At 74.1% G+C, this 16779-nt stretch carries 19 protein-coding genes; 10 read left to right on the forward strand and 9 right to left on the reverse strand.

Annotation, left to right across the window (positions count from 1 at the left end; translation table 11 throughout):
- Positions 1 to 247 precede the first annotated feature (247 nt).
- The 6 genes from ACIGXM_RS11355 (at position 248) to ACIGXM_RS11380 (ending at position 3079) form a co-directional block, all read left to right on the forward strand.
- Positions 248 to 529 (forward strand): DUF6400 family protein, encoded by a 282-nt coding sequence (locus tag ACIGXM_RS11355; RefSeq protein WP_396559375.1) that lies wholly within the window; start codon positions 248 to 250, stop codon positions 527 to 529.
- Positions 516 to 773 carry a hypothetical protein gene (locus ACIGXM_RS11360; protein WP_396559377.1) on the forward strand — a complete coding sequence of 86 codons (258 nt, stop codon included), beginning with the start codon at positions 516 to 518 and terminating at the stop codon, positions 771 to 773. The genes ACIGXM_RS11355 and ACIGXM_RS11360 overlap by 14 nt, the downstream gene beginning before the upstream one ends.
- A gap of 61 nt (positions 774 to 834) precedes the next feature.
- Positions 835 to 1014, forward strand: a complete 180-nt coding sequence (locus ACIGXM_RS11365) for a hypothetical protein (protein ID WP_396559379.1) — start codon at positions 835 to 837, stop codon at positions 1012 to 1014.
- Between the two features lie 50 nt (positions 1015 to 1064).
- Complete coding sequence (locus ACIGXM_RS11370; RefSeq protein WP_396559380.1) at positions 1065 to 1541, forward strand: hypothetical protein; 477 nt, start codon at positions 1065 to 1067, stop codon at positions 1539 to 1541.
- A 297-nt stretch (positions 1542 to 1838) separates the two neighbouring features.
- Positions 1839 to 2396 carry a sigma-70 family RNA polymerase sigma factor gene (locus ACIGXM_RS11375; protein WP_396559382.1) on the forward strand — a complete coding sequence of 186 codons (558 nt, stop codon included), beginning with the start codon at positions 1839 to 1841 and terminating at the stop codon, positions 2394 to 2396.
- Positions 2393 to 3079 carry a hypothetical protein gene (locus ACIGXM_RS11380; RefSeq protein ID WP_396559384.1) on the forward strand — a complete coding sequence of 229 codons (687 nt, stop codon included), beginning with the start codon at positions 2393 to 2395 and terminating at the stop codon, positions 3077 to 3079. Before ACIGXM_RS11375 ends, ACIGXM_RS11380 begins: the two co-directional genes overlap by 4 nt.
- Before the next feature lie 105 nt (positions 3080 to 3184).
- On the opposite strand, the gene ACIGXM_RS11385 is transcribed toward ACIGXM_RS11380, so the two are convergent.
- The gene (locus ACIGXM_RS11385) at positions 3185 to 4552 is read right to left on the reverse strand and encodes a phosphodiester glycosidase family protein (RefSeq protein ID WP_396559386.1); all 1368 of its coding nucleotides are present in this window, start codon (positions 4550 to 4552) and stop codon (positions 3185 to 3187) included.
- Positions 4553 to 4674: 122 nt separating this feature from the next.
- Here ACIGXM_RS11385 and ACIGXM_RS11390 point away from each other — a divergent pair, with 122 nt between their 5' ends.
- The gene (locus ACIGXM_RS11390) at positions 4675 to 5028 is read left to right on the forward strand and encodes a DUF6204 family protein (RefSeq protein WP_396559388.1); all 354 of its coding nucleotides are present in this window, start codon (positions 4675 to 4677) and stop codon (positions 5026 to 5028) included.
- Between the two features lie 40 nt (positions 5029 to 5068).
- On the opposite strand, the gene ACIGXM_RS11395 is transcribed toward ACIGXM_RS11390, so the two are convergent.
- Positions 5069 to 6301: an NAD(P)/FAD-dependent oxidoreductase gene (locus tag ACIGXM_RS11395; RefSeq protein WP_396559390.1), complete on the reverse strand. Its 1233-nt coding sequence runs from the start codon at positions 6299 to 6301 to the stop codon at positions 5069 to 5071.
- Positions 6302 to 6436: 135 nt separating this feature from the next.
- On the opposite strand from ACIGXM_RS11395, the gene ACIGXM_RS11400 reads away from it, so the two are divergent.
- Positions 6437 to 6880, forward strand: coding sequence for a YchJ family protein (locus ACIGXM_RS11400; RefSeq protein WP_396559392.1), 444 nt, complete (start codon positions 6437 to 6439; stop codon positions 6878 to 6880).
- 99 nt (positions 6881 to 6979) lie between these two features.
- Here the strand turns inward: ACIGXM_RS11400 and ACIGXM_RS11405 are convergent, their stop codons facing one another.
- The 4 genes from ACIGXM_RS11405 to ACIGXM_RS11420 all read right to left on the reverse strand — a co-directional run bounded on the left by ACIGXM_RS11405 (position 6980) and on the right by ACIGXM_RS11420 (position 11556).
- Entirely contained in the window at positions 6980 to 7333 is a 354-nt protein-coding gene (locus ACIGXM_RS11405) for a hypothetical protein (protein ID WP_396559394.1), read from the reverse strand.
- A 122-nt stretch (positions 7334 to 7455) separates the two neighbouring features.
- Positions 7456 to 9690, reverse strand: a complete 2235-nt coding sequence (locus ACIGXM_RS11410) for an MMPL family transporter (RefSeq protein WP_396559396.1) — start codon at positions 9688 to 9690, stop codon at positions 7456 to 7458.
- A 50-nt stretch (positions 9691 to 9740) separates the two neighbouring features.
- Positions 9741 to 10325 carry a TetR/AcrR family transcriptional regulator gene (locus ACIGXM_RS11415; RefSeq protein ID WP_396559398.1) on the reverse strand — a complete coding sequence of 195 codons (585 nt, stop codon included), beginning with the start codon at positions 10323 to 10325 and terminating at the stop codon, positions 9741 to 9743.
- 46 nt (positions 10326 to 10371) lie between these two features.
- The gene (locus ACIGXM_RS11420; RefSeq protein WP_396559400.1) at positions 10372 to 11556 is read right to left on the reverse strand and encodes a CobW family GTP-binding protein; all 1185 of its coding nucleotides are present in this window, start codon (positions 11554 to 11556) and stop codon (positions 10372 to 10374) included.
- A 73-nt stretch (positions 11557 to 11629) separates the two neighbouring features.
- Here ACIGXM_RS11420 and lepB point away from each other — a divergent pair, with 73 nt between their 5' ends.
- Positions 11630 to 12538 (forward strand): signal peptidase I, encoded by a 909-nt coding sequence (gene lepB / locus ACIGXM_RS11425; protein ID WP_396559402.1) that lies wholly within the window; start codon positions 11630 to 11632, stop codon positions 12536 to 12538.
- A gap of 193 nt (positions 12539 to 12731) precedes the next feature.
- Here the strand turns inward: lepB and ACIGXM_RS11430 are convergent, their stop codons facing one another.
- The 3 genes from ACIGXM_RS11430 to ACIGXM_RS11440 form a co-directional block, all read right to left on the reverse strand.
- On the reverse strand, positions 12732 to 13898 hold the full coding sequence (locus tag ACIGXM_RS11430) for an XdhC family protein (protein ID WP_396559404.1): 1167 nt from the start codon (positions 13896 to 13898) through the stop codon (positions 12732 to 12734).
- Positions 13891 to 14580 (reverse strand): SRPBCC family protein, encoded by a 690-nt coding sequence (locus ACIGXM_RS11435; RefSeq protein ID WP_396559406.1) that lies wholly within the window; start codon positions 14578 to 14580, stop codon positions 13891 to 13893. The genes ACIGXM_RS11430 and ACIGXM_RS11435 overlap by 8 nt, the downstream gene beginning before the upstream one ends.
- 135 nt (positions 14581 to 14715) lie before the next feature.
- Entirely contained in the window at positions 14716 to 15726 is a 1011-nt protein-coding gene (locus ACIGXM_RS11440; RefSeq protein WP_396559408.1) for a LysR family transcriptional regulator, read from the reverse strand.
- 165 nt (positions 15727 to 15891) lie between these two features.
- Here ACIGXM_RS11440 and ACIGXM_RS11445 point away from each other — a divergent pair, with 165 nt between their 5' ends.
- Positions 15892 to 16779 (forward strand): FAD binding domain-containing protein, encoded by an 888-nt coding sequence (locus ACIGXM_RS11445; RefSeq protein WP_396559410.1) that lies wholly within the window; start codon positions 15892 to 15894, stop codon positions 16777 to 16779.

Here is a 16779-nt window from a genome sequence, read left to right on the forward strand (position 1 = left end):
CCGGGATCGTTCCATCACCACCTGTTGCCCCCATCATCGGAGCCCATCGCGCCACGTGCACCACGAGGAAACTCCGGGGCCCGACCGAGGAGCGGACACCTCTTGACGGAAATGTCCGTCTCCGCGAGCATTGCGCCCTATTGGTGCCCCGGGGGGGCCCGACGGTGAACCGCACGAGGAAGATCCGCAGGTGGGCAGCTCGAACCTTCCTTGACACTAAGGCTAGCCTTACCTAAGGATTGCTGTTATGTCCCAGACCCCCGCCGACCCCGTTGGCCCCATCGGCCCAGCCGAGCGGTCCGAACTCGTCGACTTCGACCTCGACCTCACCCTCGACGAGACCCGCCGCCGCGCCCAGGTCCTCGCCGCCCTCGGGCCCGACTGGGATCCGATAGCCGTCATCCGCGGCGAGGACGAGGCCTACGCCCTGCTCTACTCGGGCCTCGACCCGCAGCAGCAGGCGACGTACGACAGCCTCGTCGAGGCCGGCGTGCTGCCCCGGGGGGAGCACGGCCATGCTGCCCCTTGACCCGGACGCCGACCTCGGCCGCCGCGCCTGGGTGTCCTGCCCCAACTGCAACGACGCCCACGGCTGCACCGCCTGTGACGAGCAGCGCAACTGCGCCGACCACTGGCGCTACCTGCTCGCCAACACCGGCACCGTGCTCCACCTCCAGTGCCCCGGCTGCACCCACGTCTGGGACCACCAGACCCTGTTCGGCGCCGCCCGCCGACACCCCAGGCGCGCCGACACCGTCGACCCCACCGCCTGACCTCGGCCGCACCCCGGGCGGGTCTCCGTGTAGCGGGCCCGGAGCCGGGCATCAGAGGGCCATGAAAAAGCTCCTGGAACTCCTCCTCTGCCTGATCCACCCGCTCGCCGTGGTCCTGATCTGGATCAACCTGGCAGGACGCCGTGACCTCGGCACCGCCCACAAGATCGCCTGGGGCGTCCTGTCGCTGATCCCGCTGGTCCCCTTCGTCTACGTCCTGACCGGCGGCAACCTGTTCTAGCGGGCTTCCGCCCCGAACCCCTGTCAGATCTCCTCGGTAGCGTGCGCCGTATGAGTGATCTGTTCGAGCTGATGGTGACGGTCGACCTGGGGGACGAGCTCTCCGAACAGGAGATCGCCGAGCTGCGTTGGCACCTGGGGCTGGGGCCGCAGCCGGAGCGCCTGACCATCGTGACCGCGTTTCCGTTCGTGGTGGAGGACGACGCGGGGAACCCGGTCGTCGAGGACGAGCCCTATCCGCTGCTGGCCGAGAGGGGCGCGGCCGCACGGGTGGGCGGGGCACTCTGCTCGGCCCTGGCCAGCCGCGCGGACCTGCCGCGCAGGGGCTGGTCGCTCACCTCCCGGCAGGAGGTCCACCCGGACGACTTCGAGAAGGTCGGCGAGTTGCTCTGCTGGCTGGCCGCTCGAGCCCACGACACCCACCTGCTGGTGGACCACGCGGTCTGGATCGGGTACCTCCGGTTCCACGAGGACCTGATGCCGGAGGTGCTCGAGATCAAGAACGGGCTGGTCAACTGGCCGGCCTAGGCACTCGCGCCGGGCGCGTCCCGGGCCCGGGTCCCGGCGCGGGACCAGCGCCGACGCTCCCGAGAAGCCAAGTGCGCCGATCTCAAATGACACTGAATGTCTGTCATACATAGCGACTAGTCACGGGTTTCGATCCAATCGGTACGCGCCGTCCCCCGATGCGCTTCCATGGTCCCGTGGCGGACACCAGCCGGCGCGAAGGGCCGACGCCGCCACCGGATCCACCGGATTGGGGACCCACACGACATGCCACACACCGCCCGGCCGTACCGCGGCCAGCACCGGGGAGGGGGCACCATGGACGACCGAGGCGAGGCCCTCCCCGGCGGCGCGCTGCGACTGACGTTCGACGCCTTCTGTCAGACCCACGAACGCGCCTGGACCGGCTACGCCCGCACCCAGGTCGGCAGTGTCCAGGACGCCGCCCGGGTGGTCGAGGCCACCAAGGGGCACCTGGCCCGCAACTGGCCACTCGTGCTGCGCCAGGAGATCCCGGCCGCCTACGCCTGGCGGCTGCTCAAGGAACACGTCGCCGCCTGGATCACCGCGTTCGGCCGGCCCAGCGCGCTGGCGGAGACCGCGGCGTTCGACTACGTCGTCAGTCGGTTCGGGGGCCGTACCGACGAGAGCCTGCGGACGCTGCCCGAGCAGATCGGCCTGTGCACCGCGATCTCCGAACTGCCCGAGCGCCAGCACGACATGGTGGTGCTCAAGTACCTGCTGGACACGGACGACCAGGAGATCGCGGACTACCTGGGCATGAGCACCGCCACCATGCGCTCCCACCTGCGCCAGGCCCGCCGGCGGCTGGCGAAGGCCCTGGGACGTCTGCCCGAACAGGAGGACGGGGAATGAGCGCCCGCCGCGAGAGCCTGCTGGAGTGGGTGCGCTCGGCACCCACCCCGGCGGGCCGGCCGGTCAACGACCCGGACCAGCACCACACCGGGCCGGTGGAGCTGCCCACCCAGGGGGTCGCCCGGATCGCGGCGGCCCCGGCCCACATGCCCTCCGAACACGAGCAGGCCGGCCACGAACTGCACCTGGCCACCTCCCTGGTCCTCGGTGCCTCCCAGGCGGCCGCCGCGCTGGACCGGTTCGCCAACGGTGACGAGCTCCGCCCCGACGGCGCTCTGGTCTTCGCCAGCCTGCTCCACATCACCGGCCGGCGGGAAGCCGCCCAGTTCTGGTGGCAGTTCGCCGCCGGCTGCGGCAGCGCCACCGCGGCCATGCTCCTGCACCTGCTCCACCTCCACCTCGGCGAGACCCGCGACGCCGCCTTCTGGCTGGCCGAGGCCGACTTCCTCACCGCCAACCCCAAACCGGCGGGACGCCCGCTGAAGGCCGCCCGCTCGCTACTGCCCGACGAGGTCCGCCGGGACATCCTCGCCCGCAGCCACCACGGCCTCTCCCCCCGGCTCCCGGCCGCCATGGAGGCCGTGATCAACCGCCTGCCCGTCGACAGCGACGATGACGACTTCGGCGAGATCCCCCGGCCCGATCCCCTGCTCACCACCCGGCTCGGGTGCCGCCGCACCTGAACCGCCGGCCCGGTGGCCGCCACGACGGGTCCGACCGTTCACCCCGCTCGGCCCGGGTTGGGGAACACCGCGGCGGCGGGTCCGGGCCGAGCCGCTGATCACGGTTCAGCCGGAGAAGACCGCGATCCCGTTGGGGACGGGGCGTTCCTCCTCGCGGTCGAGGTTGTTGCGGACGGTGATGCGGTGGGTGGTGGGGCTGCGGGTGACCAGGGTGGCGGAGGCGCCGCCGTCCAGGTAGACGGCGTCGGCGCAGCCCAGGGCGTTCAGGACGTCGGCGAGTTCGGCGATGGTCAGGCCGCTGGAGGTGCCCTCGCGGCCGTCCGTGGAGAGCAGCCACAGCAGGCGTCCGCCGGACGCGACGCCCACGGCGCTGCGGGGGTCGGCGACCGTGGTGTCCAGGCCGGGCCGGGGCCGGCCGTGGTCGAGCAACGGGTAGCCGCCCAGGGCGAAGGTGAACGGCACCGGCGGGCTGGACGCGAGCCGGTAGTCGACGTCGACGGGGGTGCCCGGGGACAGGGTCCGCAGCGCGTGGGCACCGGCCTCGCGGCCCAGCAGGACGGTCGTGTCCGGCCGGATCTGTCCGCTGCCCGCGGTGGCGGCGGCCGACTCCACCCGGCCCTGCCGGACCGTCACCTCGAAGGCCTCGCCGGCGCAGGGCGCGGCCCGGTCGTCGTCGGTTCCGCAGACGGCGCGCTCACGCGACGGTGTGCCCCACTGCGCCGTGAAGGCGCCGATCGAACCCTCGGGGAGGGCGTACTGGTTGAGGCCGCCCAGTGGCAGCACGCCCCACGGCGTACGGACCAGGCCGCGCAGGGTGAGCCGTGCGGTTCGGGCCCGGCCGTCGGTGCCGACCCCGATGACGTCCTCGCTGGTGTCGCCGGGGGGCGGGGTCCAGCCGAACCGCTGTCCCTGCGGGACGGCCGCCTTGAGCGGCTGTCCGTCCCTGATCACGGGACCGGAGGCGGCACCGGTGGCCTGGACGCCGGGGTGCTGGACCTCGTTGATGTCGAAGAAGTCGCCGTTGACGGCGGCGACGGCGCCTTGGGCCTCGGCCATCCGGGAGACCGGTGCCCGGGCGGCCACCGCGCCGGGGTACAGCAGGTCGGCCCGGACACCGGGGTGGCCCAGGTCCACCGTCAGGACGTGCAGCCGGGCGCTGCCGTGCGAGGTGGGCACGGTGAACGCGCGGTACGCCACGCCGGGCGCGACCGCCTCCTCCACCCGGAGCGTGGCCTCGGCGGGATAGGACGAGAAGGGGTCGGCGCCGGACGGGCTCGCGGCGGCGGTGAGGCAGACGAGCGCGAAGGCGGCGACGGTCGTCCTGGACGGTCCGAGCGGTCCAGGGCCTGTCCGGCGGATCTTGCCGGGCGCGCGACGCCGGGCAAGATCCGCCGGACAGGCCCCAGGTGGCCGTTCGGGAGGGTCGTCCGGTGTGACATCAGATGTGGTGGTAGGCGTGGTACCAGGTGTCATTCGGCCACCATGCAGGCGCCGCCGTGCTGCCGGACAGCCGCCGGCCGGGTGAACGTGGCACGTCCCACCGGGGAGCGGAAAACCCGTGGCCGCGGCCCGGGTCGACCGGCTACGGTCCGGGCATGACCGAGCGCACCTTCCGTATCACCGTTCGCGGCGCCTTCGACGGGCTCAGCACCGAGCAGCGCGAGCGGCTGCAGGCCGAGGCCGCCGAGCACGACGTGCTGTACGCCGCCTACACCCCCGAGGGCCACCTCAGCTACGAGATCGCGGCGCGGGCGTCGTTCACCTTCCGCTTCCTGGATTCGGGCGAGGCGGAGGAGGACATCGTGCCCGCCTCCGACCGGGCCCTCGCCGCGGCCGAGGCCTGGCTGACCGAGCACGAGTACGGCTTCAAGAACCTCCGCGTCCAGGCCGAGGACCTCTCCCAGGCGGCGCTCGGCAAGCGCCGGCGCCGCGCCCTCGCCGCGGGGTGACGGCCGTGGCCCGGACCGACCGCTTCCGGACCGACCGGTCTCAGGCGGACAGGTCGGCCAGCGGCACGTCCGGGTCGGCCAGCGCCGCCGGGTCCACCGGGCGGCGGGAGCGGATCAGGTCCTGGATCGGTTCCACCACGTCCCAGACGTTGACGTTCATCCCGGCCAACACCCGGCCGTCCGCGAGCCAGAAGGCGATGAACTCCCGCCCCTCGACGTCGCCCCGGAACACCACCCGGTCGTACTCGCCGGGCTCGACCAGGCCGGAGTACTCCATGCCGAGGTCGTACTGGTCGGTGAAGAAGTACGGCAGCCGGTCGTAGGCCGCGTCCCGGCCGAGCATCGAGCGTGCCGCCACCGGGGCCTGGTTCAGCGCGTTGGCCCAGTGCTCGACGCGGACCCGGCGGTCCAGCAGCGGATGGATCGCGTTGGCCACGTCGCCGGCCGCGAAGACGTCCGGGTCGCTGCTGCGCAGCCGCGCGTCCACGCAGACGCCGTCGTCCACCACCAGGCCCGCGGCGCGGGCCAGTTGGTCGTTGGGTGCGGCGCCGACGCCCACCACCACGACGTCCGCGGGGACTTCGGTGCCGTCGGCCAGTCGCACCGCGGTGACCCGGCCGCCGGAGCCGACGAACTCGGCCACCCTGACCCCGAATCGCAGCCGCACGCCGTGCTGCCGGTGCAACTCGGCGAAGACCTCGGCGGCCTCCCGGCCCAACACCCGCAGCAGCGGCAGCTCCAGCACCTCCAGCACGGTGACCTCGGCGCCCGCCGTGCGCGCCGCGGCGGCTACCTCCAGTCCGATCCAGCCCGCCCCGATCACGGCCACCCGCGCCCCCGGAGCGAACACCGCGCGCAGCGCCTCGCTGTCGGCGATCCGGCGCAGCGTGAACACGCCGTCCAGATCCGCGCCGGGCAGCGGCAGTCGGCGGGGTGCGGCACCGGTCGCCAGGAGCAGCCGGCGGTAGCCGAGCCGGTCACCGCTGGAGAGGGTAAACTCGTGGGCGGTGACGTCCAGTTCGGTGGCCGCGACGCCGAGCCGCAGCTCGACGTCGTGCTCGGCGTACCACTCGGGCGGGTGCACGAAGAGCTCCTCGCGCTCCGAGGCGCCCAGCAGGTACCTCTTCGAGAGCGGCGGCCGCTCGTAGGGACGCTCGTCCTCCTCGGTGACCAGGACCAGCGGGCCGTCGTACCCCTCCGCGCGGAGCGTCTCGACCGCCCGCCCGCCGGCCAGGCCTCCCCCGACAACGACGAACGCAGCGTTCCCGGCCATCCTCGGCTCCTCCCACGGCAGCGGCCCGACCGGCCGCCCAGGACCTCTACCCATACCCATCGGACCGCCGGCCAGGCCACCTGGCACGCCGCCCGGGGGCGAAAGTGGTGCCGGCGACGCGACACAATGGTCCTCATGTCCAGACGCCGCACCCAGCGACCCAAGCCCCAGCCCACGCCCCGGCCCGAGCAGCTGTCTCCCGCCGCGCCCTGCCCGTGCGGCCTGCCCGCCTCGTACGCCGACTGCTGCGGCCGCTTCCACCGGGGCGGGCTCGCGGCCCCGACCGCCGAGCTGCTGATGCGGTCGCGGTACAGCGCCTTCGCCCTGCGCGACGAGGCGTACCTGCTGCGGAGCTGGGACCCGGTCACCCGCCCGGAGCGGATCGACTTCGATCCCCGGATCACCTGGACCGGTCTGGAGGTGCTCGGCCACACCGACGGCGGCCCGTTCCACACCGAGGGGACCGTCACCTTCCGCGCCCACTACCGCGAGCAGGGGGATCCGGGCCTCATGACCGAGCGGAGCCACTTCGTCCGGCACGAGGGAGCCTGGGTCTACCACGCGGAACTCAGCGACTGAGGCCGCGCTCCGGGCCGGGAGGCCGGCCCGGAGCCGCCGCTCGGTGCGGTGGTCGCCGCGGTGCGGGACGAGGTACGGCGAGCGGTGCGCGGGTGCCGACTACGCGAGGCGGCAGGGTACTTCGAGGTCCTCGGAGAGGTAGTAGACGGCGCAGACCCGGTGGTAGCCGTCGGCGATGACGAGCGGCTGGCCGCGGAGCAGCAGGACCGGACTGAGCCGTTCGCCGTTCCGCACCTTGCGGATGTTCTCGGCGACGTGCCGGTTCTCCTGCGGCAGCAGCGGGAGGTCGCTCGACCGGAGGATGTCCTTGGCCTTCTTGACCACGGTCGGCGCCTGCTTGAGCCGGGCGACGGCCTCCCCGGCCTCCTGCGGTGACAGCAGCAGGTCGAGGTAGTCCAACGCCGCCGGGAAGTCGTGGGATTCGGGGTGGTCCTTCCAAACGGGTGCGGGCATCGCTGTCTCCTTCGGTGCTGCTGCGGCCGGGGTCACTCCGTACCTATTCCCGCCGACGGGCCGGCTCGACCGTACGGCCGAGCCCCCGACCGTGGACGGCCGGGGGCTCGACTGAGCGGCGCTCAGGCCCGCGTGGGAGCCGGCCGGTGCTCCGGGCCCGCGGCCCGCGGGCGCGGCAGCCGGGCGCCCTCGACGTCGAGGTCGGGCAGCACCCGGTCGAAGCGGGCCGGGAGCCACCAGGCGCGCGGTCCGACCAGGGCCAGCACGGCGGGCACCAGGGTCAGCCGGACCGCGAAGGCGTCGATCAGGATGCCGACGGCCAGCGAGAACGCGATCGGCTTGATGATCGCGTCGTCGGCGGGGAAGAACCCGGCGAAGACCGTGAACATGATCAGCGCGGCGGCGGTCACCACCCGGGTGTTCTGCCGGGCGCCCGCGACGATCGACTCGTGCGCCCGACCGGTGTGGATCCACTGCTCGCGCATCCCGGAGACCAGGAAGACCTCGTAGTCCATGGCGAGGCCGAAGAGCACCCCGATCAGGATGATCGGCAGGAAGCTGACGACCGGTCCGGTGCGGGCCACCCCGAGGGCGTCGGCGAGCCAACCCCACTGGAAGAGCGCGACCACCAGCCCCAGCGAGGCGGCGACCGAGAGCAGGAACCCGACGGTCGCCTTGACCGGCACCACGAACGAGCGGAAGACCACCATCAGGAGCAGCAGGCTCAGCCCGACCACGATGGCGACGAAGGGGAGCAGCGATCCGGCCAAGCGGTCGGAGACGTCGATGTTGACCGCGGTGGTGCCGGTGACGGACACCTCGGCGCCGGTGGTGGCCTTCAGGTCGGCGGCCCGGTCGCGGATGGCGCGGGCGAGGTCGGCGGTCTGCTGGTCCTCTGGGCCGGTGCGCGGGACGACCTGGATCACGGCCTGCCCCGGCGCGCGGGTGGCCTGCGGCGGTGCCACGGCCGCCACGCCGGGCAGCGTGCCCAGGGTCCGGGCGACCTGACCGGCGGCCCGCTGGCCGTCGGCGGGGTCGGCGGTGTCGGTGAGGACGAGCAGCGGTCCGTTGAAGCCGGGGCCGAAGCGGGCGCTGATGGTGTCGTAGGCCTGACGCTCGGTGGAGCTCTTGGCAGCCGACCCGTTGTCGGGCAGGCCCAGCCGCAGGCTGGCGGCGGGCAGCGCGGCGATGATCAGCAGCACGGCGACGGCGAGCACGGTGAGCAGCGGACGGGCGGTGGCCAGCCGGGCCCAGCGGGCGCCGGCGGTGTCGGCTGCGTCGGCGGCCCCGGGGCCGGCCGCGGCGTTCCGCTCCCGGGCGGCGGCGGCCCGGCGGGCGGCGCGGGAGGTCGGAGCGGGAGCCAGCCGGGCGCCGGCGAAGCCGGCCAGCGCGGGCAGCAGGGTGACCGCGACCAGCACGGCGATCAGCACCGCACCGGCGGCGCCGAGCCCCATCACGGTCAGGAACGGGATCCCGATCACGCTCAGGGCCGCCAGCGCGATGATCACCGTGGAGCCGGCGAAGACCACGGCGCTGCCCGCGGTGCCGTTGGCGAGCGCGGCCGACTCCTCGGGGGCCAGGCCGTCGGCGAGTTGGGCACGATGGCGGGAGAGGATGAAGAGCGCGTAGTCGATGCCGACCGCCAGGCCCAGCATCAGCGCCAGCGTGATCGCGGTGGAGGAGACCTGGACCAGCGGGGTGAGGGCCAGCAGGCCGGTCAGCGCGATGCCGACCCCGATCAACGCGGAGACCAGCGGCATGCCGGCGGCGAGCAGCGAGCCGAAGGTCACCACCAGGACGAGCAGCGCGACCACGACGCCGACCAGCTCCGTCCCGCCGACCGCGACTCCCCGGCTGCCGTAGGCGGAGCCGCCCACCGAGACGGTCAGGCCGGACTGCTCGGCGCTCCTGGCGGCCGACTCCACCGCGTCCAGCGAGGAGGGCTTCACCTCGGAGCGCTGGACCGGGTACAGCACCTGGGCCACCGCGGTCGAGTGGTCCCGGGAGACCGTGCCGGCCTGCTCCGGGGTGATCACCGCGACCACCTGCGGGCCGTGCGCCGCGGTGGCCAGGCTCCGGTCGATCGCCGCCGCGTACGGGCCGGTGGTCACGTCCTGGCCGGGCGGGGCGGTGAAGACGAGCTGCGCGCTGGTGCCGGCGGCCGGCGGGAAGGTCTTCGCCAGGGTGTCCAGCGCGCGCTGCGACTCGGCACCGGGGACGGTGAAGCGGTCGTCCAGCTTGCCGCCGAAGGCGGCGACGCAGGCTATCAGGCCGGCCAGGACGGCCAGCCAGATGGCCAGCACCAGCTTGCGGCGCCGGTAGGCGCCGTGCCCGAGGCGGTAGAGAAGGGTCGCCATCTCGAATTCCTTGCTCGGATGATTCCTTGTGGGTGCGGGAGGGACGGCCGTCAGCCGGCCGCGGGGTGGGCCGGGTCCTGCTGGGTCAGCAGCAGGCCGGCCACCAGCATCGACACGCCGTGGTCCAGGCGGCGCAGCGGCAGGTCCGCGCCCACGTCCTTCTCCAGGCCGCGGACGAGGGCCAGCAACAGCTCGGCGAACTCGGCGGCGTCGGCGCGCGGCAGCTCCTGGTGCACGGCGGCGGTGAGCTCCTGGCGCAGCGTCGCGTCGAACTCCTGCAGCAGGTCGGCGGTCAGCTGGGCGCTCTCGCCGAGCAACTCCTCGGCGTGCGGCGGGCTCTCCCGGTGGATCCGCAGGACCAGGCCGAGCTTGCGGCCGAGTGCCGCGGCCAGCCGCCGTGCCAGCGGGCCCTCGGCGGCGAGTTCGGCGCGGAAGCCGGCCAGGGTCGAGCGCAACAGTCGGTCGGCCAGCCGGTGGAAGGCGTCCTCCTTGTTGCGCACGTACTGGTAGACCGCCGGACGCGACATGCCGGCCCGCCGGGCGATGTCGTCCATGGTGGTGCGCCGGATCCCGTGGACCCGGAAGCACTCGTAGGCCGCTTGGAGGATGGCCTCGATCCGCTCGTCTTCGGACATGCTGACAATAATTGCACAAGATGTCAGAACGTCCAGAAGGGGGTGGTCAGCCGATCGGGGTGAGGACGGCGGCGAAGGCGTCCGGCAGCGCCCGCCAGCCGGGCTCACCGACCACGAGCTCGGCGTCGGTCAGCAGGCAGGAGTCGAGCAGCGCGACGATCCCGGCGACGTCCAGGCCCCGTGCGGTGAAGCTGAGCCGCTGGCTACGGTCGCCGCGCGGCGGGCACGGGTCCGCGACGGCACCGGCGGACCAGTGCTCCCAGGCGGCGTCGGGCAGCACGGCGGGCCACGGGCCGCACTCCTCGACGGCCAGGCTCGCACCGGCGGCGTCCCAGGCCAGCAGCAGCTCAGGACGGTTGGCCAGCCAGAACCGACCGCGGCTGCGCTGCGCCGCTGGGACCAGCGCCTCCAGTGCGCGGTGCAGCCGTTGCGGATGCAGCGGGCGCCGCCGCTGCCAGACCAGGGTGCTGACGCCCGCCTCGTGGCGCTCCTTCGGCAACGCGGCCAGTGCCGGGTTGACCCGATGCCGGGCCGCGCCGAGGTCGAAGCCGGCCAGCGCGGCCCGGATCAGCGCACCACTGCCGAGGGTCACCAGCCGTGCGGTGGAGTGGAGTTGGCGGAGCATGGCGATCCCGGCCCGGAACTCCGAGTCGTCACCGGCGGGGCGACCCAGCGGCGCGCGTGGCACGGCCAACACGGTGGCGTACTCGATCTGGTGGGCCAACGCCTCGGCCCGGGTCCGGGTGTCCCGGACGCAGCCGCCCGGATGACACGCCACCAAGGCCGCCGGCACCGAGAGTTCACCGATCACCCGGAGCGGGTCGACCGCGGTGACCACCCCGGCCAGCTCGATGACCTCGGCCACCCGTCGCCCGCCGACCACGCCCCCGGTGATCAACTCGACCAGCGGGTGCGGATCGCCGCCGCCCCACAACTCGACCACGACCAGCCCGTACTGACCGGCGTCGGCGATCGCCAGCAGTTCGGGCAGCAGGTCCCCGCGCACGGTGCACCCGGCACAGCCGGTGGCCGAGTGCAGCACGGTGGGCGCGAACTCCCCCTCGGCGTCGTGGACCCGACGGGTGACCAGGCCGCCGGCGGCGTCCCACAGGTCGTGGTGGAGCACCACGGCGTCGATGCAACCGGCCAGCAACTCCCCCACCACCCGCCGACGTTCGACCTGGTGCAAGCCGGACACCAGCACCACCGGCAGCCTGATCTGCTCGAACACGGACCCCTCCTCGGCTCTCTCGTCGACCGGGCTCACTTTACACTAAATGAAAACGACTTTCATTAGCGATGAGATGCTCCTTACGCGGAACACAACCCGCCGACGCGATGATGGCCGCGACACGGGTGCGTGGACGCGCGCCGTCGGCCGTGAACCAGGAGGAACGGTGGGGGATTCGGGCGTGGGGGACGTGCTGGGCGGCGGCCGCCCGGGACTGGACGGCCCCGAGGAGCGGGGTGGGCCCGGGCGGCGGCGCCCGTTCTGGCAGGAGCTGCCGATCCTCGTCGCGATCGCCCTGGTCCTGGCGCTGGTGATCAAGACCTTCCTGGTGCAGGCCTTCGTCATCCCCTCCGGGTCGATGATGAACACCCTGCGGATCGGCGACCGGGTGCTGGTCGACAAGCTGACCCCGACCTTCGGCGCCGAGCCCTCGCGCGGCGAGGTCGTCGTCTTCCACGACCCGGGCGACTGGCTCAGCGGGGAGCCCGGCGAACAGCCGAGCGGCAACAGCCTGGTGCGCGGCCTGCAGGACGCGCTCGGCTGGATCGGCCTGATGCCGTCACCCAACGACAAGGACCTGATCAAGCGGGTCATCGCGGTCGGCGGCGACACCATCAGCTGTCATGGCACCGGGCCGGTGTACGTCAACGGCAAGCCGCTGGACGAGCCCTACCTCTACCCCGGCGCGACGCCGTGCGGCGACCGGAACTTCGGACCGCTCACGGTGCCCGCCAACTCGATCTGGGTGATGGGCGACCACCGCAACGACTCGTGCGACTCCCGCTACCACATGGACGAGCCGGGCGGCGGCGCGGTGCCGGACAGCAAGGTGATCGGACGGGCGATCGTGGTCGCCTGGCCGGTCACGCACTGGAAGACGCTCCCGCTGCCCGCCACCTTCGCTCAGCCCGGGATCGGCGCCCGGGCCACCGGAGCGGGGCCGACCGGCCCCGCGGCGCCCCCGCCGCCGGGGGAATGCTGACCGGCCCCGCGGCGGCCCGCCTGGTCAACGCCGTCCCGCGCCCCCTGGTGCACCGGCGCTGCGGCGCACACCCGCTCGGTCACCTCGTCCTCCGGACACCCGGTCAGCTCCGACCGCTCGGCCGGACCCACCCCGGCCTCGAAACCGGTGGCACGGGCGGCGCGAGCCGGACCGATCCCCCATCAGGGGACGGCTACCCGGTGGCGATGCGGATCGGAGGGCGTTCACCGGGGGCGGTGGGCGTGTGGATCGGGCCCTCGGTCCGGGTCAGCCGGTGGCCGGTACCGCCCCAGCGGGCGGCGATGATCTCGGCGGCGATGGAGACCGCGGTCTCCGCCGGGGTGCGGGCGCCGAGGTCGAGGCCGGCCGGGGCGGCGAGCCGGGCCAACTCCTCCTCGCCCAGGCCGGCTTCGCGCAGCCGGGCGAGCCGGTCGCGATGGGTGCGGCGGGAGCCGAGCGCGCCGACGTAGGCGAGCTGCGGCAGCCGCAGCGCGGTGGTCAGCAACGGCACGTCGAACTTGGGGTCGTGGGTCAGCACGGTCACCACCGTGCGATCGTCGAGCCGGCCCGCCGCCGCCTCCTCGGCCAGGTAGTCGTGCGGCCAGCGCACCACGACCTCGTCGGCGTGCGGGAAGCGCGCGGCGGTGGCGAACACCGGGCGGGCGTCGCAGACCGTGACCCGGTAGCCGAGGAACGCCCCCAACTCGGCGACGGACGCCGCGAAGTCGATCGCGCCGAAGACCAGCATCCTCGGCGGCGGGACGAACGACCCGACGAACACCGTGACTTCCTCGCTCCGGCGCTCACCGGCCGTGCCGTAGCGGCGCGTTGTGGTGGTGCCGTGGTCGAGCAGGCCGCGCACGTCGACGGTGACCGCGCTGTCCAGGGCGGCCGACCCCAGGGTGCCGGCGACCCGGTCCGGCCAGACCACCAGCCGGCGGCCGGGCGTGCCCGGACCGGACGCCGGGCCGGCCACCGCGGTGGCCACCGCGACCGGCTCGTCCGCCGCCAACGAGGCCATCACGTCCGGGAGTTCGGGGAAGGTCCGGCGGGAGACCGGCTCGACGAAGACCTCCAGGACGCCGCCGCAGGTCAGCCCGACCTCGAAGGCGGCCTCGTCGCTCACCCCGTACCTGCGCAGCACCGGGCGGCCGGTGCTCCGGGCCGCCCGCGCCTCCTCGTACACGTCCCCCTCGACGCAGCCGCCCGACACGCTGCCGACCACGACGCCGGACTCCGACACCGCCATCGCCGCCCCGGGCGGGCGCGGCGCGCTGCGGAAGGTGCGGACCACGGTGGCGAGTCCGAAGCTCTCGCCCGCCCGGTACCACGGATACACCTCCGCCAGCACGTCACGCACGACGTCCCCCGCGGACGCGGCAGCCGGGGCGCCCCCGGCGGCGCAGCCAGCACGCGAGGCCGAGCGCCAGGAGCGCGCCGGCGGCCACCGGAACGAGCCGGCGGAGCAGCGCGCCACGGGCGGCGCCGAGCAGGTCCAGCGGCTCCTGGTCGGCCGGGACGGCCGGCGGCACCACCGCCGCCGGTACCCCGGCCCCGGTCCCGGGCGCTTCCCCGGCCGTCGGTGCCACCGGCCCGCGTTCCGCGGCCAGCCGCTGCTCCAGGCAGTCGACGAACTGACCCAGCAGCTTCCCGCTGACGTCCTCGACCACCCCCTTGCCGAACTGGGCGGCCTTCCCGGTGACGCTGAGCCGGGTCCCCACCGTCACCCGGGTGCCGTCGCCGTCCGGCGCGAGCCGCGCGGTGATGTGCGCGTCGGCGTTGCCCTGGCCGCGGGTGTCCCGACCGGTGGCCTTGACCCGCACCGTGCGCGCCGCCCCGTCGCGCTCCTCGAAGGAGGCGACGCCCTTGTACTGGACCGTGACCGGCCCGACCCTGACCTTGACGGTCCCGTGGAAGCGCTCCCCCTCGACCTCGGTCAGCTCCGCCCCCGGCATGCAGGGCGCCAGCCGTTCGAGATCGGTGAAGAGCTCCCAGGCCGGTTCCACCGGCAGGCTCACGCGGAACTCGTGGGTGAAGTCCATCCGGACGAGCCTCCTCGCCCCGGAACGCGGATCGGCGCACCGGATCGCAGCTGAGCCCACCATCGGCGCACCGGCGTTGATCGTCAACGGGAACTTCAGCGATCGCTTAAGACCGACCGGCAGATGGCGGGCCGGTCAGCTCCACAGGCTCACGTGCACGGTCGGCCGGAAGTGGCCGACCGGCACGCCGGCCGTCCCGGTCAGCAGGCTCTGCACGGCGGCCGGTGTGGTCACGAACCGGCAGAGCGCGGACGCGGTCGGCGAGCGTCGCTCGCCCCGCAGCGCGCTGGCCCGCAGCACGCCGTTGACCGGGGTGCCGGGGATGTCCAGCACGGTGAGCGTGCCGTGCCGCAGCTGGTCGCGGACCAGGTGGAGCGGCGCGATGGAGAGCCCGTCCCCGGCCGCGGCGGCGTTCAGCGCCGCGGTGGCGCTGGGGAAGATCGACGCGGCGGCGGCGCCGACGCCGTGCCGGGTCAGGAAGGCACCGCCGGGCGTGCCGGGGTCGAGTTCGCCCGGGCCGAGCAGCCAGCGTTCCCGGGGCAGCCGGCTGACCGGCAGGTGCAGCCGGCCGCCGGCCAGCCGGTCGAGCCCGGGGCCGGCGTGCTGCGGCGAGGCCACCACCACCAGCTGGAGGCGCAGGAACGGGACGTGTTCGACCACCTCCGAGCCGCCGTTCGCTCCCGGGCCGCCGTTCGGTTCGGTGCTCGCGGGACCGATCGCGACGTCGGCCCGCCGGTCCAGCAGCAGCTCGGTGAGGACGGCCGAGGGCACCGCGAGCGTGGTGGTGTCCACGTCCGGCTGCCGGCGGACGAAGGCCTCCAGCAGCGGTGGGACGATCTGCTCGGCGCTCGGCTCGGTGGCGGCCACCCGCAGGTAGGAGGTCTCCGCCCCGGCCTCGCGGACCCGCCGACGGGTCTCCTCGGCCAGCCCGACGATCTCCGCCGCGCCCGCCGCCAGCCGCCGTCCGCCCGGTGTCAGGGCGATCCCGCCCCTGGCCCGGACGAAGAGCGGGTCGCCCAGCTCCCGGCGGAGCGCACCGATCGCACCGGAGACCGCGGGCTCACTGACCCGCAGCGACAGCGCCGCCGCCTTGACCGAACCGAGTCGCGCCACCGCGACGAAGGCCTTGAGTTGCGTGAGGGTCATCGCCACCGCCTCCTGCGGTCACGGGTCCACTCGGATCAGCGGCGGGCGGCTCTTAACCATTCCCTTCAGTCGACGTTGACCCGGGCGACCGCCGGGGCGACAGTGCGCTCGTGCCTCGGTACCTCCCGGCACCGGAAGCGGGCCGCGATCCTTCAGGAGGCCGCCGTGCAGGTTCCCGCGTCATTCGAGTACCGGCGCGCCGAGAGCGTGGCGGACGCGCTCGCGCTGCTGCAGCGGTTCGGGGAGGAGGCCCGGGTCATCGCCGGCGGGCACAGCCTGCTGCCGATGATGAAGCTGCGGCTGGCCCGGCCCGAGTTCCTGATCGACATCAACGACCTGCACGAGCTGGACTACCTGCGGCTGGAGGGCGGCGAGCTGCGGATCGGCGCGCTGACCCGGCACCGCGGCCTGCTGGAGTCCGAGCTGGTCGGCCGGCACTTCCCGATCTTCCACGACGCCGAACGGGTGATCGCCGACCCTCCGGTCCGCAACCGCGGCACCATCGGCGGCTCGCTCTGCCAGGCCGACCCGGCGGAGGACCTCGCCGCGGTCTGCGCCGCGCTGCGCGCGATCGCCGTGGTGCTCGGCCGGGGCGGGCGGCGCGCGGTGCCGATGGAGGAGTTCTACCGCGGCCCGTACGAGACCGCGGTGGGGGCCGGCGAGATGCTGGTGGAGGTCCGGGTGCCGATCCGGGCGAACGCCGGCAGCGCCTACCGCAAGGTCGAGCGCAAGGCCGGGGACTGGGCCGTGGCGGCGGCGGGCGCCGCGCTCGCGCTGGACGACGGCGGCCGGATCGGCTGGGCGGGCATCGGGCTCGCCGCGGTCGGCACGTCGATGGTCGGCTACCGACGGGCCGAGCAGGCGCTGCTCGGCCGGGAGCCGTCCGAGCCGGCCTTCGCCGAGGCCGGCCGGATCGCCGCCGAGGACTGCGATCCGCTCACCGACACCCGGGGCACCGAGGCGTACAAGCGGCACCTGGCCGGCGAACTCACCCGGCGGGCGCTGACCAGGGCCGCCGAACGGGCCGCCGCGGCAGCTGGAGAGGACGGCTGA

It is taken from the genome of Kitasatospora sp. NPDC052896 (genome assembly GCF_044547075.1).
GTDB lineage: Bacteria > Actinomycetota > Actinomycetes > Streptomycetales > Streptomycetaceae > Kitasatospora.

Excerpts from the sequence above, each read along its gene's own strand:
- ACIGXM_RS11355 (WP_396559375.1), top strand. The coding sequence starts at position 248 with ATGTCCCAGACCCCCGCCGACCCCGTTGGCCCCATCGGCCCAGCCGAG.
- ACIGXM_RS11360 (WP_396559377.1), top strand. The coding sequence starts at position 516 with ATGCTGCCCCTTGACCCGGACGCCGACCTCGGCCGCCGCGCCTGGGTG.
- ACIGXM_RS11365 (WP_396559379.1), top strand. The coding sequence starts at position 835 with ATGAAAAAGCTCCTGGAACTCCTCCTCTGCCTGATCCACCCGCTCGCC.
- ACIGXM_RS11370 (WP_396559380.1), top strand. The coding sequence starts at position 1,065 with ATGAGTGATCTGTTCGAGCTGATGGTGACGGTCGACCTGGGGGACGAG.
- ACIGXM_RS11375 (WP_396559382.1), top strand. The coding sequence starts at position 1,839 with ATGGACGACCGAGGCGAGGCCCTCCCCGGCGGCGCGCTGCGACTGACG.
- ACIGXM_RS11380 (WP_396559384.1), top strand. The coding sequence starts at position 2,393 with ATGAGCGCCCGCCGCGAGAGCCTGCTGGAGTGGGTGCGCTCGGCACCC.
- ACIGXM_RS11385 (WP_396559386.1), bottom strand. The coding sequence starts at position 4,552 with ATGACACCTGGTACCACGCCTACCACCACATCTGATGTCACACCGGAC.
- ACIGXM_RS11390 (WP_396559388.1), top strand. The coding sequence starts at position 4,675 with ATGACCGAGCGCACCTTCCGTATCACCGTTCGCGGCGCCTTCGACGGG.
- ACIGXM_RS11395 (WP_396559390.1), bottom strand. The coding sequence starts at position 6,301 with ATGGCCGGGAACGCTGCGTTCGTCGTTGTCGGGGGAGGCCTGGCCGGC.
- ACIGXM_RS11400 (WP_396559392.1), top strand. The coding sequence starts at position 6,437 with ATGTCCAGACGCCGCACCCAGCGACCCAAGCCCCAGCCCACGCCCCGG.
- ACIGXM_RS11405 (WP_396559394.1), bottom strand. The coding sequence starts at position 7,333 with ATGCCCGCACCCGTTTGGAAGGACCACCCCGAATCCCACGACTTCCCG.
- ACIGXM_RS11410 (WP_396559396.1), bottom strand. The coding sequence starts at position 9,690 with ATGGCGACCCTTCTCTACCGCCTCGGGCACGGCGCCTACCGGCGCCGC.
- ACIGXM_RS11415 (WP_396559398.1), bottom strand. The coding sequence starts at position 10,325 with ATGTCCGAAGACGAGCGGATCGAGGCCATCCTCCAAGCGGCCTACGAG.
- lepB (WP_396559402.1), top strand. The coding sequence starts at position 11,630 with ATGCTCCTTACGCGGAACACAACCCGCCGACGCGATGATGGCCGCGAC.
- ACIGXM_RS11435 (WP_396559406.1), bottom strand. The coding sequence starts at position 14,580 with ATGGACTTCACCCACGAGTTCCGCGTGAGCCTGCCGGTGGAACCGGCC.
- ACIGXM_RS11440 (WP_396559408.1), bottom strand. The coding sequence starts at position 15,726 with ATGACCCTCACGCAACTCAAGGCCTTCGTCGCGGTGGCGCGACTCGGT.